This is a genomic window from Gordonia sp. NB41Y, from assembly GCF_030718915.1.
In the GTDB taxonomy this organism is placed as follows: Bacteria; Actinomycetota; Actinomycetes; order Mycobacteriales; family Mycobacteriaceae; genus Gordonia; species Gordonia desulfuricans.
In genome coordinates this window covers 3,297,743-3,322,991 of the sequence record NZ_CP132196.1, presented here as the reverse complement: position 1 = coordinate 3,322,991, position 25,249 = coordinate 3,297,743, and the positions used below count along the sequence as shown (strand labels likewise).

The 25,249-nt window shown below is 70.0% G+C and carries 23 protein-coding genes; 10 read left to right on the top strand and 13 right to left on the bottom strand.

The annotated features are described in order from the left end of the window. The first annotated feature begins 41 nt into the window (after window positions 1-41). On the top strand, window positions 42-1,337 hold the full coding sequence (locus Q9K23_RS14355; protein WP_187343584.1) for a competence/damage-inducible protein A: 1,296 nt from the start codon (window positions 42-44) through the stop codon (window positions 1,335-1,337). Between the two features lie 390 nt (window positions 1,338-1,727). Here Q9K23_RS14355 and Q9K23_RS14350 read toward each other — a convergent pair whose 3' ends face one another. Then, on the bottom strand, window positions 1,728-2,759 hold the full coding sequence (locus Q9K23_RS14350) for a nitronate monooxygenase (RefSeq protein ID WP_020790625.1): 1,032 nt from the start codon (window positions 2,757-2,759) through the stop codon (window positions 1,728-1,730). A gap of 28 nt (window positions 2,760-2,787) precedes the next feature. Further along, window positions 2,788-3,750 carry a helix-turn-helix domain-containing protein gene (locus tag Q9K23_RS14345; protein WP_020790629.1) on the bottom strand — a complete coding sequence of 321 codons (963 nt, stop codon included), beginning with the start codon at window positions 3,748-3,750 and terminating at the stop codon, window positions 2,788-2,790. Window positions 3,751-3,832: 82 nt separating this feature from the next. Between Q9K23_RS14345 and Q9K23_RS14340 the strand changes: the two genes are divergently transcribed. The 4 genes from Q9K23_RS14340 to helR all read left to right on the top strand — a co-directional run bounded on the left by Q9K23_RS14340 (window position 3,833) and on the right by helR (window position 8,344). Continuing rightward, complete coding sequence (locus Q9K23_RS14340) at window positions 3,833-4,087, top strand: hypothetical protein (protein WP_020790628.1); 255 nt, start codon at window positions 3,833-3,835, stop codon at window positions 4,085-4,087. 37 nt (window positions 4,088-4,124) lie between these two features. Next, window positions 4,125-4,811, top strand: coding sequence for an FCD domain-containing protein (locus tag Q9K23_RS14335; RefSeq protein ID WP_261978073.1), 687 nt, complete (start codon window positions 4,125-4,127; stop codon window positions 4,809-4,811). Between the two features lie 140 nt (window positions 4,812-4,951). Then, complete coding sequence (locus Q9K23_RS14330) at window positions 4,952-6,076, top strand: MFS transporter (RefSeq protein ID WP_082366068.1); 1,125 nt, start codon at window positions 4,952-4,954, stop codon at window positions 6,074-6,076. A 72-nt stretch (window positions 6,077-6,148) separates the two neighbouring features. Continuing rightward, window positions 6,149-8,344 (top strand): RNA polymerase recycling motor ATPase HelR, encoded by a 2,196-nt coding sequence (helR, locus tag Q9K23_RS14325; RefSeq protein WP_053778407.1) that lies wholly within the window; start codon window positions 6,149-6,151, stop codon window positions 8,342-8,344. Here the strand turns inward: helR and crtI are convergent. From crtI to Q9K23_RS14280, 9 genes are all read right to left on the bottom strand, one after another. Next, entirely contained in the window at window positions 8,337-9,953 is a 1,617-nt protein-coding gene (gene crtI / locus Q9K23_RS14320) for a phytoene desaturase family protein (RefSeq protein WP_053778388.1), read from the bottom strand. The two genes, helR and crtI, sit on opposite strands and share 8 nt — an antisense overlap. Continuing rightward, window positions 9,950-10,867 carry a squalene/phytoene synthase family protein gene (locus Q9K23_RS14315; RefSeq protein WP_053778387.1) on the bottom strand — a complete coding sequence of 306 codons (918 nt, stop codon included), beginning with the start codon at window positions 10,865-10,867 and terminating at the stop codon, window positions 9,950-9,952. The genes crtI and Q9K23_RS14315 overlap by 4 nt, the downstream gene beginning before the upstream one ends. Next, window positions 10,867-11,418 (bottom strand): isopentenyl-diphosphate Delta-isomerase, encoded by a 552-nt coding sequence (idi, locus tag Q9K23_RS14310; protein WP_020793181.1) that lies wholly within the window; start codon window positions 11,416-11,418, stop codon window positions 10,867-10,869. The genes Q9K23_RS14315 and idi overlap by 1 nt, the downstream gene beginning before the upstream one ends. A gap of 69 nt (window positions 11,419-11,487) precedes the next feature. Then, entirely contained in the window at window positions 11,488-11,826 is a 339-nt protein-coding gene (locus tag Q9K23_RS14305) for a hypothetical protein (RefSeq protein WP_187343586.1), read from the bottom strand. A 114-nt stretch (window positions 11,827-11,940) separates the two neighbouring features. Next, window positions 11,941-13,158, bottom strand: a complete 1,218-nt coding sequence (locus Q9K23_RS14300) for a VWA domain-containing protein (protein WP_082366067.1) — start codon at window positions 13,156-13,158, stop codon at window positions 11,941-11,943. Beyond that, entirely contained in the window at window positions 13,155-15,401 is a 2,247-nt protein-coding gene (locus Q9K23_RS14295; RefSeq protein WP_053778405.1) for a DUF5682 family protein, read from the bottom strand. Before Q9K23_RS14295 ends, Q9K23_RS14300 begins: the two co-directional genes overlap by 4 nt. Window positions 15,402-15,411: 10 nt before the next feature. Continuing rightward, window positions 15,412-16,500, bottom strand: coding sequence for an AAA family ATPase (locus tag Q9K23_RS14290; RefSeq protein WP_020793887.1), 1,089 nt, complete (start codon window positions 16,498-16,500; stop codon window positions 15,412-15,414). Then, the gene (locus tag Q9K23_RS14285; protein ID WP_053778386.1) at window positions 16,497-17,969 is read right to left on the bottom strand and encodes a DUF5691 domain-containing protein; all 1,473 of its coding nucleotides are present in this window, start codon (window positions 17,967-17,969) and stop codon (window positions 16,497-16,499) included. The genes Q9K23_RS14290 and Q9K23_RS14285 overlap by 4 nt, the downstream gene beginning before the upstream one ends. Further along, a complete protein-coding gene (locus Q9K23_RS14280) occupies window positions 17,966-19,339 on the bottom strand; it encodes an SWIM zinc finger family protein (RefSeq protein WP_305950166.1) in 1,374 nt (457 codons plus the stop codon). The genes Q9K23_RS14285 and Q9K23_RS14280 overlap by 4 nt, the downstream gene beginning before the upstream one ends. Before the next feature lie 51 nt (window positions 19,340-19,390). Between Q9K23_RS14280 and Q9K23_RS14275 the strand changes: the two genes are divergently transcribed. From Q9K23_RS14275 to Q9K23_RS14260, 4 genes are all read left to right on the top strand, one after another. Further along, window positions 19,391-20,260 (top strand): LLM class flavin-dependent oxidoreductase, encoded by an 870-nt coding sequence (locus Q9K23_RS14275; protein WP_020793920.1) that lies wholly within the window; start codon window positions 19,391-19,393, stop codon window positions 20,258-20,260. A gap of 50 nt (window positions 20,261-20,310) precedes the next feature. Further along, complete coding sequence (locus Q9K23_RS14270; RefSeq protein ID WP_053778384.1) at window positions 20,311-21,162, top strand: SDR family oxidoreductase; 852 nt, start codon at window positions 20,311-20,313, stop codon at window positions 21,160-21,162. A gap of 83 nt (window positions 21,163-21,245) precedes the next feature. Then, window positions 21,246-21,719, top strand: coding sequence for a DUF2231 domain-containing protein (locus tag Q9K23_RS14265; protein WP_020792854.1), 474 nt, complete (start codon window positions 21,246-21,248; stop codon window positions 21,717-21,719). Between the two features lie 115 nt (window positions 21,720-21,834). After that, on the top strand, window positions 21,835-22,611 hold the full coding sequence (locus tag Q9K23_RS14260; protein ID WP_305950547.1) for a crotonase/enoyl-CoA hydratase family protein: 777 nt from the start codon (window positions 21,835-21,837) through the stop codon (window positions 22,609-22,611). Here the strand turns inward: Q9K23_RS14260 and Q9K23_RS14255 are convergent. Next, window positions 22,494-23,471 (bottom strand): EamA family transporter, encoded by a 978-nt coding sequence (locus tag Q9K23_RS14255; protein ID WP_152972878.1) that lies wholly within the window; start codon window positions 23,469-23,471, stop codon window positions 22,494-22,496. The two genes, Q9K23_RS14260 and Q9K23_RS14255, sit on opposite strands and share 118 nt — an antisense overlap. Before the next feature lie 124 nt (window positions 23,472-23,595). Here Q9K23_RS14255 and Q9K23_RS14250 point away from each other — a divergent pair, with 124 nt between their 5' ends. Next, window positions 23,596-24,522: a LysR family transcriptional regulator gene (locus tag Q9K23_RS14250; RefSeq protein ID WP_305950165.1), complete on the top strand. Its 927-nt coding sequence runs from the start codon at window positions 23,596-23,598 to the stop codon at window positions 24,520-24,522. A gap of 102 nt (window positions 24,523-24,624) precedes the next feature. Here the strand turns inward: Q9K23_RS14250 and Q9K23_RS14245 are convergent, their stop codons facing one another. Next, window positions 24,625-25,200: a TetR/AcrR family transcriptional regulator gene (locus Q9K23_RS14245; protein WP_053778383.1), complete on the bottom strand. Its 576-nt coding sequence runs from the start codon at window positions 25,198-25,200 to the stop codon at window positions 24,625-24,627. Window positions 25,201-25,249: the final 49 nt, after the last annotated feature.

Here is a 25,249-nt window from a genome sequence, read left to right as displayed (position 1 = left end):
GGCACACCCCGTCGAGCGTGGTGAACACTATGCTCGGCGGGGTGAATGTACGCGCGGGAATCGTGGTCACCGGAACCGAGGTCCTCAGCGGCCGTATCGCCGATCAGAACGGCCCCTGGGTCTCGCAGCGGCTGCTCGAACTCGGCGTCGACGTCGCCCACATCACCGTCTGCGGCGACCGGCCCGAAGACCTCGCCGCACAGTTGCGGTTCCTCGCCGGTGAGCGGGTCTCGCTGATCGTCACCACCGGTGGGCTCGGCCCCACCGCCGACGATCTCACCGTCGAGACGGTCGCCGACTTCTGTGGTCGGCCACTGCATGTCGATCCGCAGCTCGAAGCCCGGATCGGCGAGATCGTCGCGCGCTGGCAACGCGCCCGCGGCACCGGCGGTCTCGACCCGGAGGCCACCCGTGCCGGTACCCGCAAGCAGGCGTTGGTTCCCGAAGGGGCACAGTCGATCCCACCGGTCGGAACCGCTCCGGGTGTGGCCATCCCGGCGGTCGCCGACGCCGATGCGCCGGTGCCCGCGATCCTGATCCTGCCCGGCCCGCCCCGGGAACTGCAGGGCATGTGGGATGGGGCGCTGGCCGCCGATCCGGTCGCCGCCGCCATCGCCGGACGGACCGAGCACCGGCAGGAGACGATCCGAGCGTTCGGCCTCCCCGAATCCGAGCTGGCCGCGACGCTGCGGGCGATCGAGCCGCAGATCCCCGGTTTCGACGATCTCGAGATCACCACCTGCCTGCGTCGCGGTGAGGTGGAGATCGTGACGCGCTTCCCCGCCACCGCCGCCGACTCGTACACCTCACTGGCACAGGCACTCCTGTCCCACCACGAGACACAGATCTTCTCCACCGACGGCGCCACCATCGACGATCAGATCGCCGGCCTCCTGCAGGGCCGGCTGATCGCCACCGCCGAGTCGTGCACCGGCGGGCTGATCGCCGCACGGCTCACCGATCGCCCCGGTTCCTCGGACTACGTTCTGGGCGGCGCGGTCTCGTATGCCAACAGCGTCAAATCCGGGGTGCTCGACGTCCCGGACACGATGATCGCCGAGTTCGGTGCCGTGAGCGAGCCGGTGGCGGCGGCCATGGCCGAAGGGGCACTGGCCCGTTTCGGTGCCGACACCGCGGTCTCCACCAGCGGTGTCGCCGGACCGGGTGGCGGTTCGCCCGAGAAGCCGGTCGGGACGGTGTGCTTCGGCGTGGCGATCGCCGGCCGGGAAACCCTCACCCGCACTCTGCATCTGCCCGGTGATCGGGCCGCCGTCCGCGAGCGTTCGGTGACCGTGTCGCTGCACCTGCTCGCCCGGGAGCTGCGCCGGCTCGGGTGACCGCGGTCGGTGGTTGCGGACATCCTCGTCTCACCGGGTTTCGACACGGGTCCTCGCCTATCGGCTCGGTCCCGGCTCAACCATCGAATAATGGTGCAGCCCTAACTGATTGAGCAGACAAACAGATGCAAAACGATGGTTGAGCCGACAAGGAGCGAAGCGACGAGTCGAGTCGAAACCTCCGCCGGCCGAACTCCCCAACCCAACCACCAACCACCACCCCACGACGGTCGATCCGACAAGGAGCGAAGCACCACAACGCTACAGTCAAAAACCCACCGCCCCACGATGGTTGAGCCGACAAGGAGCGAAGCGACGAGTCGAGTCGAAACCTCCGCCGGCCGAACTCCCCAACGCAACCACCACCGTGACGCCGAGACGACCGAGCAGTCAGCCCCTACGGGCGTCGGCCCACAGGGTCGTGATCACCTCGGCTGCCGGTCCGGTGGGCGCCGATCGGAAGGCGTGGCCTGCCCAGAGATTCAGGTCGTCGGCGTCGCCTGCCGCGGCGGCGGCCTTGCGGAGCGGACTGGTCAGGTGGTGCAGCGCCGGATACTCGGCGGGAGCCGACGGCGAGTACGTATCGGTGAACCGATTCCGCAGCGCCTGTGCGTACCGCCCCGAGAAGCAGCGGGTGACAACGGTTTCGGTGAACCGCGGGTCGCGCAGCGCCGCCCGATGGGTCGGCTTGGTGCCCGCCTCGTCGGTGTCGAGCAGTGCCGTACCCAGTTGCACCGCACTCGCACCCGCGGCCAAGGCGGCGATGATCGCCGTACCGTCGCCGATCCCCCCGGCAGCGATCACCGGAACATCGCTGCGGTCCACCACCTCTCGCACCAACCTCACGGTGGGTGTCGTATTCGGCACCGCATCGAGGTCGAGCGTCCCGCGGTGGCCACCGGCCTCCACACCCTGTACGCACAGCGCGTCGACACCCAGGGCCACCGCCCGATCGGCGTCGTCGGGATCGGCGACGGTGCTCACCACGAAGATCCCGGCATCGTGCAATCGAGCCACATCCTCCGCGGACGGCAGACCGAAGGTGAACGACACCACCGGCACCCGATGCTCGATCACCAGATCGAGTTTCGTGCGGTAGCCGTCGTCGTCCACCTCGACGATGTCGGGCAGGTCGATTCCGTACCGGTCGGCCAACGGCCGCAGCGACTCCCGATACTCCTGGACTGCGACACGGTCGCGGACCGGGAGTCCGGGGACGAAGATGTTGACGCCGAACGGCGCACCGGCGGCGACACGGACTTCCTCGATCTGCCCCGCCAGCACACCGGGGTCGGCATAGCCTGCGGCCAGAAAGCCCAGTCCACCAGCATGATTCACTGCGATCGCCAGAGCGGTGGTGCTGGGCCCACCGGCCATCGGCGCGGCGACGACCGGGATCTCGAGATCGGACAGTTCGAACATCTCATGCCCCTTTGCATGGAGAGCGCACTCAGGCGCGGGCCGCCCCGGACGCAAACCGCTTCCGGTAGACCAGCGGCGCCACACCCACCGACGCCTGGAAGTGATGACGCAACAGCGTCGCCGACGCGAAACCCACCTTACGCGCCACCTCTTCCACCGGAATGTCGGTGGATTCGAGAAGACTCTTCGACTTCATCACCCGCTGCTCGGTGAGCCAGCGACGCGGCGACAGCCCCACCTCGTCGACGAAGCGCCGGGCGAAGGTCCGCCCCGACATGTGCATCCGTACGGCGAGATCGTCCACCGAGATGTCCTCGTCGAGATGGCCGACCATCCAGTCGAGCAGTTCGCCGAAGCCCTCGTCGGTGCAGGTGGGCACCGGCGCGTCGACGTATTGCCGTTGGCCACCGTCACGATGCGGTGGCACCACCATACGACGGGCGATCCGGTTGGCGACAGTCGGTCCCCACGCCTCGCGCACCAGGTGCAACGAGGCGTCGATCCCGGCCGCGGTGCCCGCGCTGGTGGTGACCGGCCCGTCGTCGACGAACAAGACGTCGGTGTCGACCTCGGCGCGGGGATACATCCGCGCCAGCCTCGCCCCGTAACGCCAGTGCGTCGTGCAGCGTCGACCGTCGAGGAGTCCGGCGGCGCCGGCGACGAAGGCACCCGAGCAGACGGTGAGCACTCGGCCACCGTTGTCGACGACCGCCCGCATCGTCTCGAGGATCTCCTCGGGATAGTCGTTCGCGATGCTTCCGCCCGGAATCGCCACGAGGTCGACGTCGCGACAATCCTCGAGGGCGTAGGGGGCGGCGACGGTCACGCCGTTGCCGACGTTCAGCGCGTTCCCGGGAGTCGGGGACGCGACGCGGAAATCGAACGCCGGTACCCCGTCGTCGGTGCGATCGAGTCCGAAGACCTCGCTGAGCACGCCGAACTCGAAGAGTGCGACGTTGCCGTGGAGGAGCACACCGATGGATTTCAACACCCACCCAGTATGGCAGAAACTTTGTGGATATTGGCGTGACTGCCACTGGTGGCAGAAAGTTATCGCCCGGATGATTTCTGTCATGAGCACCGCATTCACCGCCACCCTGACCATCGCCCTGACCGTTCTCGTCGTCGTCCCCATCGCCGCCGTCGTCTACCGCACGCACCGAAAGGTCGGCGACCCCCACCCGATCCCGCTGGGCCATCTCGCGGGGATCGCCACCCGTGCCCACCGACCCCACGATCACCGCCCCACCTGGCACGACGGTCCGGACGCCGACCGGATCGCTGCCGAGCTGGCCACCCTGCGGCAGTACCGCAAGGACGGGTCGTGAACCCGCGAGCGTAAACATGGGATGTTAGGCTCTTTCGGTGCCGTTGATCACCCCTCCCGCGCGGACCAGCTCGCTCGTCGTCGACCGGATGAGTCAACTGATCCGCGACGGCCAGTGGCCGATGGGGACCCGCATCCCGTCCGAACCCGAACTCGTCGAGCTGTTCGGCGTCGGCCGCAACACCATCCGCGAGGCCGTGCGTGCCCTCGAACACGCCGGGCTGCTCGCCCCGCGCCGCGGTGACGGCACCTACGTGTGCGGACGCAATCCACTGGCCGGAGCCATCTCGCGCTGCACCCCGGATCCCGAGATCACCGACCTGATCACCACCCGGCGCGCACTCGAATCAGAAGCCGCGGCACTGGCCGCACAGCACGCCGACGCCGACACCGTCACCGGGCTGAAGGCCCTGCTCGCCGACACCGTCGCGGCCCTCGACGCCGGGGACGTCGAGCGGTATGCGCTCCTCGACCTCGAGTTCCACAGTGCGGTGGTCACGGCGTCCCGCAACCCTCTGCTGATCGAGCTCTACGACGGCATCGGCGAGGTGATGCGGCGCAACCACCGCGATCTGGCCGACGCGACCAGCGGGACCGGACACCCCCGCGGACACCACGACGTGGTCGAGGCCATCGCCGACGCCGACCCCGCCCGCGCCCGCGACGCGGTACACCGCTACCTCGAGACGGCCCTGGACGTCACCGCGCGGGACGCTGCCCGGTGACGGCCACCGGCAACTCCCCCGACACCGGTCGCGCTCACCCCGACATCACCGAGCCCGACATCACCGCCGCCGGTATCACCGCCGGCACCGGCCCCGGGGGCCGCAGCAGCCTGTTCACCGTCTTCACCGCGGTGGCGATCATGCTCGTCGCCGCCAACCTGCGCCCCGCGGTGGTCGCGGTGTCGCCGTTGCTCGACGAGATCACCCGCGACGAGGGCTACAGCAGCGCCATGGCCGGGATGCTGACCACCCTGCCGGTGTTGTTCTTCGGCCTGGTCTCACCGCTCGCCCCACCACTGGCCGCCCGGTTCGGGATCGAACGGACCGTGTTCGGCTCGTTGCTGCTCTTGATCGTCGGCTCCCTGCTGCGCCTGATCCCCGACACCGCCTGCCTGTTCCTGGGCTCCGCGGTGGTCGGCATCGCGATCGGCATCTGCAATGTCGTGCTGCCCGCCCTGATCAAACGCGACTTCGCGCACCGCTCCGGCCTGATGACGGGCCTGTACTCGATGACGCTGTCGGGTGGTGCCGCGGTGGCCGTGGGGGTGATCGTGCCGATCAACCACGCATTCGACGGCAACTGGCGGATGAGTCTCGCGTCGTGGGCGATCCTCGCCGTGATCACCGCATGCTGCTGGCTCCCGCAGCTGACGCGGCACCGACCGGAGACGGTGGCGCGACGAGGATCGTTGTACCGCAACCCGATCGCCTGGGCCATCACCATCTTCATGGCCGCCCAGTCGCTGATCTTCTACACCTTCAGCGCCTGGCTGCCCACGTATTTGATCAGTGAGGGCCACACCGCGGCCGCCGCCGGCACCGTGCTCGCGATCGGGCAGACGGTGGCCCTGTTCGCCTCGCTGATCGCGCCGATCATCGCCGGCCGGTTCGCCGATCAGCGGGTGATCACCCTGGTCGCGGTGGCGTTCACCGCCGTCGGACTCACCGGGCTGCTCACCATCGGTCACGTCCCGGTGCTGTGGACCATCCTGACGCTGGTCGGCCCGGGATCCTCGATCAGCCTCGTCCTGTTGTTCATGGTGCTGCGCAGTTCCTCACCCCAGCAGACCGGGCAGGTGTCGGGGATGTCGCAGTCGATCGGCTATGTCCTGGCCGCACTCGGGCCGTTCGTCACCGGCGCGCTCCACGATCTCACCGGGTCGTGGACGATCGCACTCGGGATGCTCGGGATTCCGGTTGTCGTCCAAGCATTGTCGGCGTGGTGGGCGGCGCGGGACGTGAAGATGGACGAATACTCCCACTGATCTTCCCCTTTCACTGTAACGCGAGGACCGGGGCTTGCGGCAAGGGCCCGTCGGCGTCGCACAATGGGCGCCATGATCTCGCGCGCCACCGGCGCTCCCGGTTCCACCAGCACCTTCGACCTCCCCGACTCCCTGGGTCACAAGACCGCACCCGAGCTCGTCGCCGACGACGACCGTCACCTCACCGCCGTCGCCGATTGCCTTGCCACGTCGATCCGTTCACTCGAGGACCGTCTCGCCGCGCTACGTAGGCAGGCCGGTGGCGGCGGACGGCGCGCCGTCGACCGCGACCTGGAGATCCACCAGACGACCGATCGGCTGCAGTCGCTGCGTCGTCACCGCCAGGATCTGTGCCTGGGCCGGATCGTCCCCGCCGACGGCACCGAGCCGGTCTACATCGGGCGAATCGGACTGACCGACACCGGCGGTCGGCAGTTGCTCGTCGACTGGCGCACCCCGATGGCCGAACCGTTCTTCGCGGCCACCGCCGCCCGATCGATGGGTCTGGGCAGCCGCCGCCGGTATCGGTGGGCGCACGGCCGGATCGTCGACTACTGGGACGAGGCCTTCGGCGAGCGCACCGACGGGCTGGCCCTTGACGACGATTCGGCTCTCATCGCAAGCCTCGAGGCGGCCCGCTCACCCCGGATGCGGGACGTGCTCGGCACCATCGCAGCCGACCAGGATGCCATCATCCGGGCCGGCAGCCACGGCGCGCTGATCGTCGACGGCGGCCCGGGAACCGGTAAAACCGTTGTCGCCCTGCACCGTGCGGCCTATCTTCTCTATGCCGACCCCCGGCTCGGCGGGAACCGGGGGCAGATGCTCGTCGTCGGACCACACGAACCGTATCTCGCCTACATCTCCGACGTCCTGCCGGCGCTCGGCGAGGAGGGCGTCCGCACGTGCACCCTGCGCGACATGGTTCCCGAGGGCGCCGATGCCGTCGACGAATCCGATTCCGCGGTGGCCGGTCTCAAGGCACACCTCGATCCGCTGACGACGATCGACGCGGCGATCCGGTTCTATCAGCAGCCGCCGGCCTCGCCGACGACCATCGACACCCCGTGGGACGAGGTCACCATCACCCCGGCGGAGTGGGCCGCAGCCTTCGACGCCGCCGATCCCTCGGTGCCCCACAACGAAACCCGCGAGGACGTGTGGGATGCCCTGGTACAGACGGTCCTCGACAAGCACGCCGACATCGATTCGGGGGTCGGGCAACTGCGAGCGGCTGTGAGCGGCAACACCGATCTGCGGAAGGCCTTCGCCCGGTCCTGGCCGGTCCTCGACGGGCCGACCCTCGTCGCCGATCTGTGGGCGGTGCCCGCCTTTCTCGCGTACTGCGCGCCGGCACTGCCTGCCGACCGGCGTCGCATCCTCGAGCGTCCCGAGGGTTCGCCGTGGACCGACGCCGACCTGCCGTTCCTCGACCTCGCACGCCGCGGACTCGGCGATCCGGACTTCTCCCGCAAGCGCCGGCGACGCGAGACCGCGCTCGCCGCGCAACGCGCCCAGATGGATCAGGTGGTCGACGATCTGCTCGCCGCCCACACCTACGACGACGGCGAGGGTCTCGCGTCGATGCTCCGCAGCGAGGATCTCCGGGAGGTGCTGATGGACGAGTCGGGAATCGATGAGCCCCATCGGGATCCGCTCGACGCGACTTTCGCCCACATCGTCGTCGACGAGGCCCAGGAGCTCACCGATGCGCAGTGGGCGATGCTCGTCTCCCGATGCCCCACCCGCAGCCTGACCATCGTCGGGGACCGGGCACAGGCACGCCACGGCTTCACCGAATCGTGGTCACAGCGACTCACCCGGATCGGCCTGTCCGACATCACCCTGGCCGGCCTGAACGTCAACTACCGCACGCCGGAGGAGATCATGGAGGTCGCCGCACCGGTGATCCGGGCGGTGCTGCCGGACGCCAACATCCCCACATCGATCCGGCGCTCACACATACCGGTGACCTATGGTCATGTCGCCGAACTGGATTCGACCCTCACCGGATGGCTCGCCGACAACCCGGAGGGAACCGCCTGCGTGATCGTCGAACCCGAGGCGGCCGATGCGGTGCCCACCACCGCCCTACCGGATCGGGTGCGGTCGCTGACACCGGAGCAGACCAAGGGACTCGAGTTCGACCTGGTGGTGCTGGTCGGTCCGGCCGAGACCGCCGGGATCACCGCCGCCGTCGACCGCTATGTCGCGATGACCCGCGCCACCGCCCGCCTGGCGGTGCTCACCCCGGACCGGATCAGATGACCTCGGGGCCGGGAGAAGTGTCTCCGCGCAACCGCTTCCGGACCAGCTGCGCCGAGATCAGGCACATCGGCAGTCCGATGCCGGGACGGGTGCTGCTGCCGGCGTAGAACAGGCCGTCGACCTTGCGGGAGATGTTGTCGGCACGGAAGAACGCCGACTGCCGCAGGGTGTGTGCGGGACCGAGGGCACCGCCGGACCACGAGTGGACGTCGTCGACGAAGTCCGCCGGCCCGGTGGTGCGGCGCACCACGATTCGCTCGGCGAGGTCGGGAACACCCGCGCGGTCGGCGATCCGGGCGATCGCGGCGTCGGCGATCCGCTCGACGGCCGCGGCCCCGGTCCCGTCCGTCCCGCCGTGCCCGAGGGAGGGATCCGCCGGCATCGGGATCAGCACGAACAGGTTCTCGTGGCCGTCCGGGGCGACGGTCGCATCGGTCGCCGACGGCCGGCACACATACAGCGACGCCGGGTCCGGGATGCGGGTCGGCGACCCGAAGATGGCGTCGAAGTTGGTGTCCCAGTCGTCGGTGAAGAACAGCGAATGATGGGCCAGTTGCGGTAGCTCGCCCCGGACGCCGAGGAACACCAGCACCGCACCGGGCCCGGAGGTGTGCCGGTCCCACCATGTCTGCGGGTAGGTCTGCAGATGCCTGGGCAGCAGGCGGGTCTCGAGGTGGTGCAGGTCGGCGGCACCCACCACGATGTCGGCGTCGACCCGACGGTAGGTGCCGTCGGCAAACCGGACGTCCACGCCGCTGACCGTCTCGCCCCGTCCCCATGGCACCCGTCCCCGTGGACCCCGTCCCCATCGCACCCGGCCCCGGCGTTCCTGACGCCGTGTGCCGATCGACAGCACCGTCGCCGAGGTGTGTATCCGGACCCCACGACGGCGGGCAAGCCGTTCCAGCGCATCGATGAAGGTGATGAAACCACCTGCGGGATAACGCACTCCGTCCTCGAGATCGAGGTGGCTCATCAGGTGGTACATCGCCGGGGCACGCCCCGGTGAGGAGCCGAGGAAGACCGCGGGATAGCCGAGTACCTGCCGCAGGCCGGGGTCGCCGAAACGATCGGCGATGAAGGCACCGAGGCTCCGGCCGAGCAGTACGGCCAGCTTCGGCAGGTGGGCGAGTACCTCCGGTGCGGTGAATGACCGGAGGGTGTCGAAGTTGGTGTAGAGGAAACGGTCGACGGCGATCCGGTAGGTGTCCCGCGCCGATGCCAGATAGTCCGAGAGTGCTTGGCCGGCACCGGCTTCCCGACCATCGAAGATCGCAATGTTGGCCTCGGCGCCGGCCGCCACGGTCAGCGGCGGGGCGTCGTCGAAGAACACCCGGTATCCGGGGTCGAGGGTGACCAGGTCGAGTTGCTCGGCGACGGAGGTGCCGAGCAAGGCGAAGAAGTGCTCGAACACCTCGGGCATCAGCCACCACGACGGTCCGGTGTCGAACCGGAATCCATCGTGCTCCCACGAGCCCGTACGACCACCGAGGTCGGGGTTCTTCTCGAACACCTCGACGTCGTGGCCGTCCTCGGCCAGCAGCGCCGCGGTCGCCAGACCCGCGACCCCACCACCGATGATCGCTACCCGAGAACCGTTGTCACTCATCGTTTTCCGACTCCCCCGACACTCTCGACCGGCATCCCCCCACGGAACACCACACGGGCTGCGATCCGCAGTTTGACCGGCCCCGACACCCGTACCCGGTGGCGCGCGGCCACCCGGGCCGGCGTGGCCCGCAGTCTCGCCGACAGCTCGGCGAACAGATCGTGGGCCACGCACACGGCGATCCGGCTGTCGGCGGGCAGCCGCGGGATGATCGTCGCGGCCGCGGCGAGGTCGGCGTCGACGTCGTCGAGCCAGGCCCGCCACACCGCCTCGTCGGGATCGGCCGGGTCGAGATCCACCAGATAGCCGCGCCCGAGGTCGGTTCCGTCGACACCCAGATCACGCAGGAAGTTGACCTTCTGGAATCCGGCCCCGAGCCGCCGGGCGCCCTCGGACAGCTCACGGTAGACGGTCTCCGGCTCGGGCAGTTCGGCGACGAACACCCGCAGGCACATCAGGCCGATCACCTCGGCCGACCCGTGGATATAGGTCTGCAGGCTCGCGGTGTCATGCGGTTGCGGGTCGAGATCGGCGCGCATGGACGCGAAGAACGGTGTGATCAGAGAGCCGTCGATCCCGGTTCGACGTGCGGTGCGGGCGAAGGCATGCACGATCAGGTTGGTGCTGGCACCGGACCCGATGGCGTCGAGGGTCTGCGCCTCGAGATGGTCGAGCGCCAGGCGACGCTGGGCGGCGTCCTGGTCGGGCCGCGGTGCGTCGACGATCTCGTCGGCGACGCGGACGAGTGCATAGATGTTGCGGACGTCGCCGCGGATCTGCGGGGCGAGCAGTCCGCTGGCCAGCCCGAACGACGACGAGTAGGAGCGGATGACCAGCGCCGCACTGGCATCGGCGACCGCGTCGTAGCGGTCGGCCGGCCGCGCGTGATCGACGCGGGTCCTGCGCAGTCCCATCAGTTCTCCCGCGTGGCCGCCCGGTACGGGTCCTCGGCGGAACCGAGTGCGTCGACCTGATCGACGAACCACGGGCTGAGCAACCACGGACTGCGCTCGGCCACCGCCCAGATGTCGGCGATCGGCGTCCACGCGAACTCCATCACCTCGTCGGGGTCGGGGCGCACCGTGCCGACCGGCCGGGCCAGATAGACCGGGCACACCTCGTTCTCCACCACGCCGCTCGCATCGACGGCGCGGTAGCGGAAGTCCGGCAGCACGCAGCGGAGATCGGCGATCTCGACGCCCAGTTCGCGGACCGCATACCGGTGCACGGCGTCGTCGAAGGACTCCCCAGGGCGCGGATGTCCGCAGAACGAGTTGGTCCACACCCCCGGCCAGGTGCGTTTGACCAGTGCCCGCCGGGTCATCAGCAGACGACCCTCACCGTCCACCAGATGGCATGAAAAGGCCAGGTGAAGTGGGGTGTCGGTGGTGTGCACGGTGGTGCGATCGGCGGTTCCGACGGGGTGTCCGGCGGGGTCGACGAGCACCACGAGGTCCTCGGTCATCCGCGTTCTCCTCCGCTCGGCACGCCCGCCCAGTCTACGGGCGGGGGTCGGCGGGGACGAAAGCGCAGGTCAGGTGGGCAGCGAGTCGCCTGGGAAGCCGCGTGCAGGATGGACGTCGAAGGTGAACACCCCGGCCTGGACGCCCGGGTCGTCGGACATCAGTGCGGCGGTCTCCTCGACGGAACGGTCGAAGATCCCCACCCCGCAGACATCGGTGGCGTCCTCGACCGGCATCACCACCGCGAGTGCACCGGCGGCGCGCAGCGCGAAGTTCCGTCGGCCGTGCTCCCAGATGATCGGCTTCGCCTCGGGCGAACCGTACTCGGGGCCCTCACGGAGGATGACCACCGAATAGTGACGGGCCATGGGGATCATGGTGTCCATCTCTTCGTCGGTGATCTCGGGCAACTCGGACATTTGCGGGTCCTTCCGGTGCGACGATGCGGCGGCTTCATTGTCGCGCGAGACATGCGCCGTCGGGGCCCGAACCGGCTGGTAGGTGACGCCGATCGGCCCTGCCGGTCAGTCGTCCATGCCGCGGCGGGACAGTTCGTTGGCATCGGCCCAGCCGACGATGTCGCCCCGGCTGATCGCGACGGCGAGCAGGTCGGGGAAGGCATCCGGGGTGCAGGCGAACGCCGGGACACCCATCGCGGCGAGGTCGCCGGCGATCTCCCGGTCGAAGGCGGGCGCACCCTCGTCCGACAGCGCGAGCAGCACGATCACCTGCACGCCGTCGTCGCGCATCTGGTGGATCCGTTTGAGCATCTCGTCGCGCACGCCGCCCTCGTACAGGTCGGAGATGAGCACGAAGATGGAATCGTCGGGACGGTCGATGAGCCCCTGGCAGTAGGCGATCGCACGGTTGATGTCGGTGCCGCCGCCGAGGGTGGTGCCGAACAGCACGTCCACCGGGTCGTCGAGTTTGTCGGTGAGATCGACGACGCTGGTATCGAAGACCACCAGCGATGTGCGGATGGCACGCATCGTGGCGATCACCGCCCCGAAGATCGACGCGTAGACGATCGACGCCGCCATCGACCCGGACTGGTCGATGGCGATGACGATGTCCTTGCTGACACGCTGCGAGCGCCGCCCGTGGCCGACGAGCCGTTCGGGCACGATGGTCTTCTGTTCGGGCAGGTAGTGGCGCAGGTTGCGGGCGATCGTGGCATTCCAGTCGATGTCGTGCAACCGCGGGCGGAGGGTGCGCGCCGACCGGTCGAGGGCGGCCCCGAGGGTGCTGCGGGTGCGGTCGGCGATGCGGCGTTCCACCTCGTCGACGACCTTGCGGACCAGCGCCCGCGCCGACGCCTTGGACTTGGCCGGGATCGCGCGGCCCAGACCGATCAGCATGGTGACCATGTCGATGTCGGGTTCGACGGCGTCGATCATCTCGGGTTCGGCGAGCAGGGCATGCAGGTTGAGCCGCTCGACGGCGTCACGCTGCATCACCTGCACGACGGTGGTCGGGAAGTACTCGCGGATGTCGCCGAGCCAGCGGGCCACACCGGGTGCCGATCTTCCCAGTCCGCCACGGCGATCACCGGACTGGTCGTAGAGCTTGCCGAGGGCGCCGTCCATCGCGGTGTCGGCGCCGGACAGGGTCGTCAGCGAGTCCTCGGCGGCGGCACCGAGGACCAGCCGCCAGCGCCGGTCCCGGTCGGTGGTGTCCCGGTCGGTGGCGGTGTCCCGGCTGGTGCTGCCGACGGGGGTGTCGGGGTTCTCGGGTCGGGTCATGACAGTCCCAGCAGGTCGGCGACGACGGCGACCGCGGGGGCGGCCAGTTCCCGGTCGAAGGCGGTGGTCGGAGTGGCCGGGGCGGCCCGGCCGTCGAGGTTGGCGACCCGGTCGCCGATGTTGCGGCGCACCGACGGATCGAACACCCCGAAGGTGCGTCGCAGCAGCGGCAGGACGTCGACGAAGTCGCGTTCGGCGAGGGTGATGAGCCAGTTGTCGAGGATGCCGAGCAGTTCACGATCGTGCACCAGCAGCAGGCCGCCGTCACCGAGGAATCCTTCGATCCACCGGGCTTTCGCGATCGGGGTGGCGCCGCCGGAGAGGGCATAGGTGAGCCGGTCGGCGGCCTCGGTGGCAGCGATCTGCCCGCCGTCGAGCAGGAGTCGGGTGACGCGGCCGAGCAGCAGGCCGTTCACGTCGTGGCGTGCGGCGAGTGCGGTCAGCGCAGTGACCCAGCGGGTGCGGTCATCCGGATCGAGCAGGGCGACGGTCTCGTGGACGGCGTCGAGTCGGGTCCTCAGTTCGGCGGCGGCGTCGTCGCCGAGGCCGGTGACCGCGGCGGGCAGTCCCGCGCAGATCCGCACCAGCAATGCCGAGGCGACGGTGCCGAGTGCGGTGACGTCGGTGCCGCGGACGTCGCCGTAACGGCGGGCGCGTCCCAGTGCGGGCAGCGCCGCCATCAGGTGTTCGACGTCGTGGTCGATCGCGGCGCGGTCGGCGAGCGCGGTGAGCACGGCGGGGAGCGCCTCGGCGAGATCGGCGAGCAGAGCCGCCTCGAGCGCCCCGGTGATCTCCGCCAGGGACGCACCCGACGCCGCCCGGTCGGTGATCCGTGCGGTGGCCGCCGCCGTCACGGTGGTCCCCCACACCGACGCCATGACCACCTCGACGACGAACTCGGGTTTCCAGGTGAGGGTCCAGCCCTCTTTGAACGTGCCGCTGCCGGTGACGTCGCGAGCCACACCCCACGGGATGCCGATGATGCCCAGCCGGTGCAGCAGCACCGATTTCGCACGATCAACCGGCCGCCGGAGGTCGACGTCGAGCTCCTTGGCCCGCGGATCCTGTTTGAGCCGGGCCGATCTGGCGCTCGCGGTGAGATCGGCCTGCAGCGGCACCACCGGCGCGTCGGCGGGCACCTCACCCAGCCGTTCGCCGATCACCGCCTCGCGGTACATGAGATCGGCGAGCCCCGAATCGCCCTGACACATCACCGCGAGGGTGGCCTCGGAGATCTCGGCGAGTCCGGCGAGTGGCCGGCGGCGCATCACCGCGAGCGTCTCGGCGAGGCGCACGGTCTCGATGATGTGCGCCGAGGACACGTCGATGTCCTTCTCCCGCAACAGATCGGCCTGGTGGATCAGCCAGCGCACGACGACGTCGTCGGACGTGGTGAACAGGTGGTGATACCAGCCGGGCGAGATCACCCCGGCGCCGTATCCACTCGCGCCGGCCAGCCGCGAATGGGTCCACGGCACCCAGGCGAGCTTGGTCCGCAGCTTGGGCATGCCCTTGAGTAGCTTCGCGTCGTGGGCGGCCGGTGGCAGTTTCCCGGCCAGCGCCGGCGCATGCCAGGCGCCACAGACGATCGCAACCCGTTCCACCCCGGGCAGTTTGAGTGTCTTGCGCAGGATCTGGCGCATGTGGGCTTCGCGGCGCAGGTCGTGGCCGTCCTCACCGAGCTCCCCGATCTCCTGGCGCAGCGCCCCCATCGCCTCGGTGATCGCATCGAAACCGCCGCTGTCACCGCGTGTTTCGACGACGTCGTCCCACCAGCGTTCCGGGTCGTCGTAGCCGGCCGCCGACGCGAGCAGGGCGATCGGGTCGGCGCGGGCGATACGGGCGGACTCGTCGGCGGGCTCGTCGAACAGGTCGGTCTGTCCGGCGGGTTCGGGTTCGGCCGGGTCGCGTTGCGGCGTGGCACGATGGGCGAGCGTCTGCGCGGCGGGCAGGTCGCAGAAATGTACCGGCACACCGGCTCTCACGGACCAGCGCAGCGCCTGCCATTCCGGGGAGAACTCGGCGAACGGCCAGAACGCCGCGGTGCCGGGGTCGTCGGCGGCGTAGGCGAGCAATGCCACCGGTGGACGCAGATCGGGGTCGGCGACCGTCGCGATCAGTGCGTCGGCGTCGGCGGGGCCCTCGATCAGCACCGCGTCCGGGCGCAGGCGGTCGAGCTCGGCCATCACCGCGCGCGCCGACCCGGGCCCGTGGTGGCGGATGCCGAGGACGTGGGGTGTCATCGCCACCACCTCAGCGCAGCGCCCCGCGTGCCGCGCGGTAGAAGTCGGCCCAGTCGGTGCGGTCGCGCACCACGCCCTCGAGGTATTCGGTCCACACCACCGAGTCCGACGACGGGTCCTTGACCACGGCGCCGTGGATACCGGCGGCGACGTCGGCGGGCCGCAGCGTGCCGTCCCCGAAATGTGCCGCCATGACGATCCCGTGGGTGATCACCGAGATCGCCTCGGCGGTCGACAGCGTGCCGCTGGGCTGTTTGACCTTGGCGCGGCCGTCCTCGGTGACCCCCGACCGCAACTCGCGGAACACGGTCACCACGCGGCGGATCTCCTCGGCGGCGGTGGGCAGTTCGGGCAGTTCCAGCGACTTGCCGAGGGCGGCCACCCGGGAGGTGACGATCTCCACCTCCTCCTCGGCGGTCGCGGGCAGTGGCAGGACGACGGTGTTGAACCGGCGGCGCAGCGCCGAGGAGAGGTCGTTGACGCCGCGGTCGCGGTCGTTGGCGGTGGCGATCACGCTGAATCCCTTGGCGGCCTGCACCTCGGCGGCCAGTTCGGGGATGGGCAGCGTCTTCTCCGACAGTACGGTGATCAGCGCGTCCTGGACATCGGACGGGATGCGGGTGAGCTCTTCGATGCGGGCTATCCGGCCCTCGCCCATCGCGGTCATCACCGGGGAGGGGACCAGCGCGTCGCGGCTGGGTCCCTCGCTGATCAGGCGCGCATAGTTCCAGCCGTAACGGATGGCCTCCTCCGGGGTTCCGGCGGTGCCCTGCACCAGCAGAGTGGAGGTGCCGCTGATCGCGGCGGCGAGGTGTTCGGACACCCAGGTCTTGGCGGTTCCGGGCACGCCGAGCAACAGGAGTGCACGGTCGGTGGCCAGGGTGGCGACGGCGATCTCCATGAGCCGGCGCGGCCCGATGTACTTGGGGGTGATCTCGGTGCCGTCGTCGAGTGTGCCGCCGATCAGATAGGTGACCACCGCCGACGGTGAGAGGTTCCAGCTCGGTGGGCGGGTGCCGGTGTCGGCGACGTCCAGGGCCTCGAGTTCGGCGGCGAACAGTTGCTCGGCGTGCGGGCGCAGCAGGTTGTCGGTGGTCACGTCAGCTCCCTGGTGAGTATCGAACGGATGCGGAGGGCTTCACCCAGGACGGCGAGTTGCCGGGGTGCGACGGGGACGCGGGCACGGGCGTCGTCGACGATCTGTTGCCAGCGGTCGGTGGCGGGTAGGGCCACGGCGAGCAGGTCGACGACGGCCGCGCTGGGTGGGGTCACCCGCAGCTCGGTCTCGAGGGTGCGGATCAGATCGCCGAACACCTTGAGGCACAGCTTGTCCGGCCATGGTGTGGGCAACACCTGCAGGGCGGCGAGCACCCTCGAGTAGTGCTGTGTGCCGACGTGGTCGAGGAGCCGTTCGGGGTGGGCGATGCCGAAGACCTCCGTGGACTCGGTGGCCGGGTGCCCGATCAGGGCGTCTGCCCAGTCGGCGGCACGGTAGGTGACGGCGGCCGCGCACAGGCCTGCGACGAGTGCCTTCTCCTCCGGGTCGACACCGCCGACGAGTTCATCGGCACCTCGCCCGAAGTGTGCCTCCCACTCGGTGGGGTCGATCCGTGAGATCAGTTGCCGCAGAGTCCACGACGCCCCACCGATACCGCGCGGCGGTGTGGGGTCGACACCGTCGCGCACGAGTGCCGGACCGGGTCGTTCGGGCAGGTGCACCGTCAGCCGGGGGCGGCCGAGTCGCCGTTTCTCGACGGTGAGCATCGGTGCGGCGGCGGCGAAGATGCGCTGCCGGAGTGCCGATCCCTCGATCGCATCGAGGGCACGGACCGCACCGGCGCGCACGGCGCGGCGCCGGTCGTCGAGGGCGTGCTCGAGGAATGCCTCGTCGTCGGCGGTGGGTGCGAAGGCGAACACCTCGATGAAGGCGTCGCGTTCGGCACCGGGTTCGGCCGGCCAGCTCTGCTCCAGCAACTCGCGTGCCGCGCCGGGGTCGCGTCGGCGCAGTGCGGTGAGATGGGCGACGCGGGTGGGCAGGTCGCCGTGGAGCCAGGCCCCCGGATCGGGCTCGGCCCCGCCGATCCCGTCGACCGGATGAGGAAGCACCGCACCGAGTTCCGGCGCCAGATCCGCCAGCCACCGCCCGCGGGGGCCGACGATGGTCGCGATCACCGCGCGGTGCTCGGCGTCCCGGGCGGTCCTCACCAGCAGACTGGTGAGCAGCCCGCCCGTGGGTCGTCGGCCGGAGGTGGCCAGCAGATCCAGGCACCAGTCGATCATCCACCGCGACAACGAGAAAGCATGCAGGACGTAGGTCGAGGCCGTCGGGGAGACCGGCGGCCGCGGATCGGTGGGTGCCGCCGGGATCGGTTGCGCCTGCACACCGGCGGGCCCCGATGCGAGCCGGGCCACGGCGGTGAGTGCGGCGGTGTCGAGGGTGCGGCGGACCGGGTCGGCGGTGTGCTCGGCGATCCGCTCCCCGATCAGCGGATCGGCGTCATCGGTGCCGACGCTGCGGTTGTGGACGCCGACCAATGCTGCGGCCACCACGTTCTCCCAGTACGTCACAGCCCGGTCACCACCCCGGCGCGATGCACCGTGAGCGGATCGAGTCCCCGCGCACCGAGCTCCCCGAAGACCTGCACCTCGTCCCCCTCGGTCACCGCGAGCAGCAGGGGCCAGAGTCCTTCACCGTCGCGCAGCCCGACGGCGTCGCCGGTGCGGTCGATCAGTGCGGGGAGCCCGTCGGCGGTGGTGCCGAGCCGTCCGGTGATGATCACCGGGAACCCCGACATCCAGGGATCACCGGCCACCGCCGCAGCCCGGACACGACGGGCGGTGGCGAGGTCGGTGCCGGTGATCTCCGGGGTGGCCGGTTCCGCGATCTCCGCATCCTGCGCTGCCGATTCGGGGGTGTCGGGTGCGGGTGCCGGGTCGGTGTCGGCCGGGAGGCACCGATGGCCGGGCGCTCCCGGATAGAAGTGCAGCGCGGCGTGGCCCACCCGGCCGACGGGTGGCCGGGCCGGGAGGGTGCCGCCGGCCGGGGCGTAGTCGAGGATCAGACCGAAACGCCCGGTGTGGGCACCGCGCAACCAGGTGCGCCGGGCCTGCAGGTGGTCTTCCTCGGTGTCCCGGCGGCCGAGCACCAGCCAGTCGTCGACGACGGCGGGCCGGGCCAGCACGTCGGCCTTGGCCACCGGATAGCCGATGTGGCGACGCACCGTGGCGGCGAATTCGTCGGGGAGGTCGGGCAGTCGGTCGTGGGCGGCGGCCAGCGACCACAGGGCGCCGAACTCCTGCAGCAGCCGAGACGGCCAGTCGGCGCGGGAATCGGTGGCGTCGTCGGGTGCGTAGAGCACCGCGGGCAGCCGGCGGACGCGATTGGCCATCCCGGGTACCTGCGCGTCCACCAGGCGGGCGGCGACGGCGTCGAATCGGGCGTAGGCATCGGCCTCGAGCCCCGCGAGCCCGTGTCCGACCTGGTCACCGAGCCACATCCGCAGTTCGTCGAGACCGGTGGTGACGCGTTCGGCGCGCTGGGCCGCATTCTTGGCCGCCCGCTTCGGGTCCTTCGGCGCGGCCGCTGCTGAGGGTGTGGCGGCGGCTCGTGCGGCGCGCCCGGCGAGCCATGCGGCGGCGTGGTCGGCGGGTTCACCCGCGTCAGGGACGCCGCCCTCGCTCCACAACAGCAGCAGACCGAGGACGTGTTTACAGGGGAACTTCCGCGACGGACACGAGCACGTGTAGGCGGGCCCCGACAGTTCGACGACCGCCTGATAGGGCTTCTTGCCGCTGCCCGCACATGATCCCCACACCACCCGATCGGTGGCCCCGGTGTCACTCCACGGCACCGGTGAGCCGAGTTTGCGGCCCGCCGCGGCCGACGACGCGTCCGGCGCGAGCGCCAGCACCTGTTGCGTCGGCCATCGGTCCCCCATGCCGACCAATCAACCACACACCTCCGACAACGGGCTGGATAGGCTCGTCGGGTGCGTATCGGCATCTGCATACTCCCGGACCTGACCTGGCGCCAGTCGCGACCGCTGTACGAGCGGGCGGAGGCGATGGGCTTCGACCATGTGTGGACCTACGACCATCTGGTGTGGGGCGGCCTGCCCGACTCGCGGTGGTTCTCCTGTGTCCCGACGCTGACCGCGGCGGCCACGGCCACCTCGACCATCGGGCTCGGCACGTTCGTCGCCTCGCCGAACTTCCGGCATCCGGTGTCGTTCGCCCGGGAGATCCAGACCCTGATCGACATCTCCGACGGCCGGCTGCTGCTGGGCCTGGGCGCGGGCGGCACCCCCGACGACACCGTCCTCGGCAGCGATCGGCTCCCGCCCAAACAGCGCGTCGACCGGCTACAGGAGTTCACCGAGCTGCTCGACCGCACGTTGCGCGACGATCACGTCGACTTCGGCGGGACGTACTACTCGGCGCGGGACATGCGGCTGGTGGGCGGCCCGGTCCGCGATCGGGTGCCGCTGCTGCTCGCGGGCAACGGACCGCGGTCGGTGCGTTACGCCGCCCGCACCGGCGACGGCTGGGTGACCACCGGTACCACGGCCGACGGTCTCGACGACTGGTTCGACGGGATCGCCCGCAACTGCGCGCTGCTCGACGAGACGTTGTCGGCGGCCGGACGCACCAACGGATTCGCCCGTCTGATCAGTCTGGACGCATCGCCGCGCACCGCATTCGAGAGCATCGATCTGTACGACGAGATGATCGGGCGCGCAGCCGAACTCGGCTTCACCGACGTGATCGTGCACTGGCCGCGGGACACCGAGCCCTACCGTGCGTCGGAGCGAGTCCTCGAGGCGGTCGTCGCCCGCGGCCTGCATGGTGTGCGACACTGATCACACATCATCTGACATGGCGGCATGTCACTTAGGGGAGGCGGGGCAGGATGACGAGGACACCACCCATCACCGGGCGCGTGGTGGCCATCACCGGCGGTGCACAGGGGATCGGGCGTGAGATCGCCGCGGCACTCGCAGCGGCGGGCGCACGCGTGGCGATCGGCGACCGGGACCTCCCCGCGGCCGAGCGTACTGCTGCCGAATTATCCGGCGACATAGCGGCTTTCGCCCTCGACGTGACCGACACGGACTCGTTCCGCGGATTCCTCGACGCCACCGAGGCCCGGCTGGGGCCGATCGATGTACTGGTCAACAACGCCGGGGTGATGTGGGTCGGACCGTTCGACACCGAACCCGACGCCGCCACCGATCGGATGCTGGCGGTCAATCTGCACGGCGTCATCCGCGGCGTCCGGCTGGCCGCACCCCGGATGCGTCACCGCGGCCGCGGCCACATCGTGACCGTGGCGTCGGCGGCGTCGCGACTGGCCCCGCCCGGGGAGGCCTCGTATGCGGCCAGCAAGCACGGCGTGCTCGGCTATCTGACCGCGGTGCGCGAGGAACTGCGGGGCAGCGGCGTGGAGTTGTCGATGATCATGCCGACCGTCGTCGACACCGAACTCGCCAAGGGCACCGCCACCGGTGCCGCGGCGATGCTCACCCCCGCCGACGTCGCGACCGCGGTGGTCAAGGTGATCGGCAAGCCCCGGTTCGAGGTCAACCTGCCCGGCTATGTGGGCCCGCTGGTGCGGGTGTCCAACGTCTTGCCGCAGCGGGTCCGGGATCTCCTGATGCGGCTGGCCGTACCGAACCAGGTCAAGGCCGTCCGCGGGTCGGACACCCGGACCGCCTATGAGGCCCAGGTCCTGCACCCCGACGACGGTCGACCCGGGCGATAGGCGGCGAGCGCCGGGACGACGCCGGTCCACGCAAATCGGCGACTTCAGCAACTCCTCAGCGCGGGCCGCGGATACTGCAGCCCATGGACACCATTCGCGGACTCCCGGCTCACCCGCTCTTCGTGCATCTCACCGTGGTCGTGATCCCACTCGCCGCGATCCTGGGTCTGCTCGCGGTCCTCTGGCCCGCCGCCCGCCGCCGGCTCGGCTGGTTCACCCCGCTGGTCGCACTCGTGGCGATGATCGCCACCCCACTGACCACCTCGGCCGGCGAAGCCCTGGAGAAGGTGACCCCGAAGACACCCGACCTGTACCATCACACCGAACTCGGCGGCATGATGATCGGCTGGGTGGCTCCCCTGTTCGTCACGATCGTGCTGTTCTGGGCACTCCACGAAGAGGCCATCATGTCCCGCCTCCCGGTCACCGTCTCACCCGGAGTCGCCCGCATCGTGAGCATCGTGTTGGGTGCCGGGGTGATCGTCACGGCGATCGGCTCGATCGTGATGATCTATCTGGTCGGCGATTCAGGCGCCCGCTCGGTCTGGGCGGGGTAGCCCACACGTCAGTGTGAGCGGGGCGGCCCGAACCTGTGGCCCGGCTCACCGCTACGGTCGGTGCAGGTCCCCCGCACCGACCGTGAAAGGCCACGCCATGGACACCCCCGACCGCATGGACACCCCCCTCGACATCGCCACCTCCGGACCGGTCCAGGTCTGGACGATCAACTCGCCCGACGTCGGCAATGCGATCACCGGCACGGAGTTCGTGAAGGCCTTCGAGGCGGCGGTGGACGCGGCGAACGCCGACCTCGAGGTGCGGGCGATCGTCCTCACCGGCGCGGGCAAGATCTTCTCCGCCGGCGGCAACGTCAAGGAGATGGCCGATCGCACCGGGATGTTCGGCGTCGACGAGCGCGCGCAGCGCCGCGCCTACGTCGACGGCATCCAGCGCATCCCGCGGGCGTTCTCGCGACTCGAGGTGCCGATCATCGCGGCGGTCAACGGCGCCTCGGTGGGAGCCGGCTGCGACCTGGCGATGATGTGCGACATCCGGATCGCCTCCGAGCGTGCGTCCTTCGCCGAGAGCTTCGTGCAGGTCGGCCTGATCCCCGGCGACGGCGGCACCTGGTTCCTGCCCCGCGCCGTCGGCTATGCCCGTGCCGCCGAGATGACCTTCACCGGCGACAAGGTGGACGCCGCCACCGCCCTCGAGTGGGGCATGGTCAGTCGCGTGGTTGCCCATGACGAGTTAATCACCGCTGCAAGGGAACTGGCCGACCGGATCACCAAGAACCCGTCCGAGGCACTCCGGATGGCCAAGCGCCTGCTTCAGGAATCGCGCACCAGTCCACTGGAATCCGTGCTCGGGATGGCCGCGTCGATGCAGCCGCTGGCACACCTGTCGCCCGAGCACTCCTCGCGGATCTCCCGCTGGCGCACCAGCTGAGCCGACGATCGCGCCTGCGTCAGCGTGGCACCGACGCTGGCGAAGATCACCAGGACGATGGCCGTGGCCCGGATCGGGGGAAGCCCCTGTCCGAGCAGCATCCAGCCCACCAGTGCTGCGGCCATCGGTTCCAGACTCAGCAGCACGCCGAAGACGTGGCGTGGAATCCGGCGCAGCGCAGCGAGTTCGAGCGTGTACGGGATCACCGACGACAACACCGCCATCCCCACCGCCAGCAGGACGATCGTGGCGTCGACGTGGGCGTGGACCAGCCCCTGTAGGCCGACGGGCAGCACTCCCACCGCGGCGATCATCACCGCCACGGCCAGTCCCCCGCTACCCTGGATCTTCTCTCCGACAACCGAACTGGTGAGGATGTAGCCGGCCCATGCCGCGCCCGCGGCCAGCGCGAATCCGACGCCGACCAGGTCGAGGCCGACGGTGTCGAGGACGCTCTCCACACCCAGCAGGGTCATCGCCAGCAGGGCGAGGCCCACCCATGCGAGATCGGCGCGCCGGCGCGAGAGCACCGCCGCCAGCACCAGGGGACCGAGGAATTCGATGGAGACGGCCACACCGAGCGGGATGCGGGCGATCGCGGCATAGAAGAAGCCGTTCATCAGGGCCATCGCGAGGCCGAACGCGAGCACCGACCGCCACTGCGGCCGGGTCCAGCCGCCGATCCGCGGCCGGGCCACCGCACACAGCACGATCCCCGCGATCGCCAGTCGCAGCACCGTGGTCCCCCAGGCCCCCAGCGTGGGGAAGAGATTCGCCGCCAGTCCGGCACCGAACTGCAGCGAGATACACGATCCGGCGACGAGGGCCACTGCCTGCCGGGTACCCCCGGCGGATCTCATCTGGCGCACTCCCGTCATCACCGTCCCAGCATCCGCCCGCTGCTCCCCTCAGTCCAGTTCACGTTTCTTTCGATATCCAGTAAGTTCTACTAATCTTTTGGCAGCCATCGATCCGGGAGATCCCATGCTCAGCGTCCCGCGCCTGCGAATCCTGCGAGAGCTGCATCTGCGTGGCACCCTCGCGCAGGTCGCCGAGGCGCTCTCCTACACGCCGTCGGCCATCTCGCAGCAGCTGTCGCTCCTGGAACGCGAGGCCGGGGTCCCCCTGCTCGAACGCGTCGGCCGTGGGGTGCGCCTCACCGATGCCGCCTTGACCCTGGTCGGGCACACCGATGCGATCCTGGCCCGGCTCGAACAGGCCGAGGCCGACCTCGCCGCCACCCAGCCCGAGGTGCACGGCACGCTGCGGGTGGCATCGTTCCAGAGCGTCGTCGTCGAGATCGCACCGTCGGTGCTCACCCTGCTCGACGCCGAGTACCCGCGCCTGCAGATCGAGATCATCCAGCGCGAGGTCGACGACGCCTACAGCGGTCTGCTCTCACACGAGTTCGACGTGATCCTCGGCGAGGAGTTCCCCGGGTTGCCCGAGCCCGTGCGGCCCGGGGCCGATCGCGCCGACCTCGTCGACGACCCGATGTACCTCGTCGTCCCGGCCGAGGGGCCGTGGGCGTGCACCCCGGAGACGGTCGCCGAACTCGCCGACGTCCCGTGGGCACTCGACCCGCCCGACACCTCTGCCGGGGACTGGGCCCAACGCATGTGTCACGCCGCGGGTTTCGAACCGCGAATCCGGTTCGAGGGCCCCGACCCGATCCTGCACGCCCACCTCGTCCGCACCGGACACGCCCTCGCCTTCGTCCCCGCACTCATCGCCGGCCGTGATCCCCGCGGGATCGAACTGTTCGCCCTGCCGGGCAACCCGCGCCGCACGCTCTACACCGCCGCCCGGACCGGCCGCGCACATCACCCGGCGATCCGGGCGTTCCGCGACGCCATGGCACGCGTCGTCGCCGAGCGGCAACCGGCCGCACCCGGCCGGCAGCTGCGCTGAGCGGGAACCGCCGCGTCGCCTGCCCGGTGTGACCCAAGCCCGGTGCGACCCAAGCCCGGTGTGACCCAAGCCCGGTGCGACCAGACCCGGCCTCCCCGAGACTCAGACCACCGGCAGCGGCTGGGCCTGAGCAGGATTGAGACTGTCGAGCAACAGACTGAGGTACCGGCGCCGTTCGGGCCCCGGCGGCACCGACCCGAACCCCGCGGCGATCATCGTGATCAGGTTGGGGATGTCGTCGGCGACGATGTCGGCCCGCAGATTCCCCGCCGCCTGCGCACGTGCGACCGCCGGGCCGATCGTCACCATGTTGCGTCGCATCAGCGTCCGCGTGGCGGTGGCGACGTTGCCCAGCGACGCCGCCAGTCCGCGTTCACGGTCGAACACCTCGAGCAGGCGCTCCCCCAGTTGCAACAAGATCTCCCTGGGCGCATCGGTGCGTTCGAACTGCTCGAAGATCGGCTGGATCTCGGCGGAGTACACCTCGTCGTAGACCGCCATCGCCAGCGCCTCCCGATTCGGGAAATGCCGGTACAGCGTGGCGATTCCCACCCCGGCCTCCTTGGCGATCCGGTTCAGCGTCCCGGAGCCGTCACCTGCGGAGAACACCTGCCGGGCGGCGTCGACGATCCTCGTCACACTCGCCATCGCATCGACCCGTAGCGCGGGCGAATCCATACCCACCATCTCCCGTCAGCGTTTGACAACCCCCACAAGTGATAGCAGA

Excerpts from the sequence above, each read along its gene's own strand:
- Q9K23_RS14350 (WP_020790625.1), bottom strand. The coding sequence starts at position 2,759 with ATGTTCGAACTGTCCGATCTCGAGATCCCGGTCGTCGCCGCGCCGATG.
- Q9K23_RS14340 (WP_020790628.1), top strand. The coding sequence starts at position 3,833 with ATGAGCACCGCATTCACCGCCACCCTGACCATCGCCCTGACCGTTCTC.
- Q9K23_RS14330 (WP_082366068.1), top strand. The coding sequence starts at position 4,952 with ATGCTCGTCGCCGCCAACCTGCGCCCCGCGGTGGTCGCGGTGTCGCCG.
- helR (WP_053778407.1), top strand. The coding sequence starts at position 6,149 with ATGATCTCGCGCGCCACCGGCGCTCCCGGTTCCACCAGCACCTTCGAC.
- crtI (WP_053778388.1), bottom strand. The coding sequence starts at position 9,953 with ATGAGTGACAACGGTTCTCGGGTAGCGATCATCGGTGGTGGGGTCGCG.
- Q9K23_RS14315 (WP_053778387.1), bottom strand. The coding sequence starts at position 10,867 with ATGGGACTGCGCAGGACCCGCGTCGATCACGCGCGGCCGGCCGACCGC.
- idi (WP_020793181.1), bottom strand. The coding sequence starts at position 11,418 with ATGACCGAGGACCTCGTGGTGCTCGTCGACCCCGCCGGACACCCCGTC.
- Q9K23_RS14300 (WP_082366067.1), bottom strand. The coding sequence starts at position 13,158 with ATGACCCGACCCGAGAACCCCGACACCCCCGTCGGCAGCACCAGCCGG.
- Q9K23_RS14295 (WP_053778405.1), bottom strand. The coding sequence starts at position 15,401 with ATGACACCCCACGTCCTCGGCATCCGCCACCACGGGCCCGGGTCGGCG.
- Q9K23_RS14280 (WP_305950166.1), bottom strand. The coding sequence starts at position 19,339 with ATGGGGGACCGATGGCCGACGCAACAGGTGCTGGCGCTCGCGCCGGAC.
- Q9K23_RS14270 (WP_053778384.1), top strand. The coding sequence starts at position 20,311 with ATGACGAGGACACCACCCATCACCGGGCGCGTGGTGGCCATCACCGGC.
- Q9K23_RS14265 (WP_020792854.1), top strand. The coding sequence starts at position 21,246 with ATGGACACCATTCGCGGACTCCCGGCTCACCCGCTCTTCGTGCATCTC.
- Q9K23_RS14260 (WP_305950547.1), top strand. The coding sequence starts at position 21,835 with ATGGACACCCCCCTCGACATCGCCACCTCCGGACCGGTCCAGGTCTGG.
- Q9K23_RS14255 (WP_152972878.1), bottom strand. The coding sequence starts at position 23,471 with ATGAGATCCGCCGGGGGTACCCGGCAGGCAGTGGCCCTCGTCGCCGGA.
- Q9K23_RS14250 (WP_305950165.1), top strand. The coding sequence starts at position 23,596 with ATGCTCAGCGTCCCGCGCCTGCGAATCCTGCGAGAGCTGCATCTGCGT.
- Q9K23_RS14245 (WP_053778383.1), bottom strand. The coding sequence starts at position 25,200 with ATGGATTCGCCCGCGCTACGGGTCGATGCGATGGCGAGTGTGACGAGG.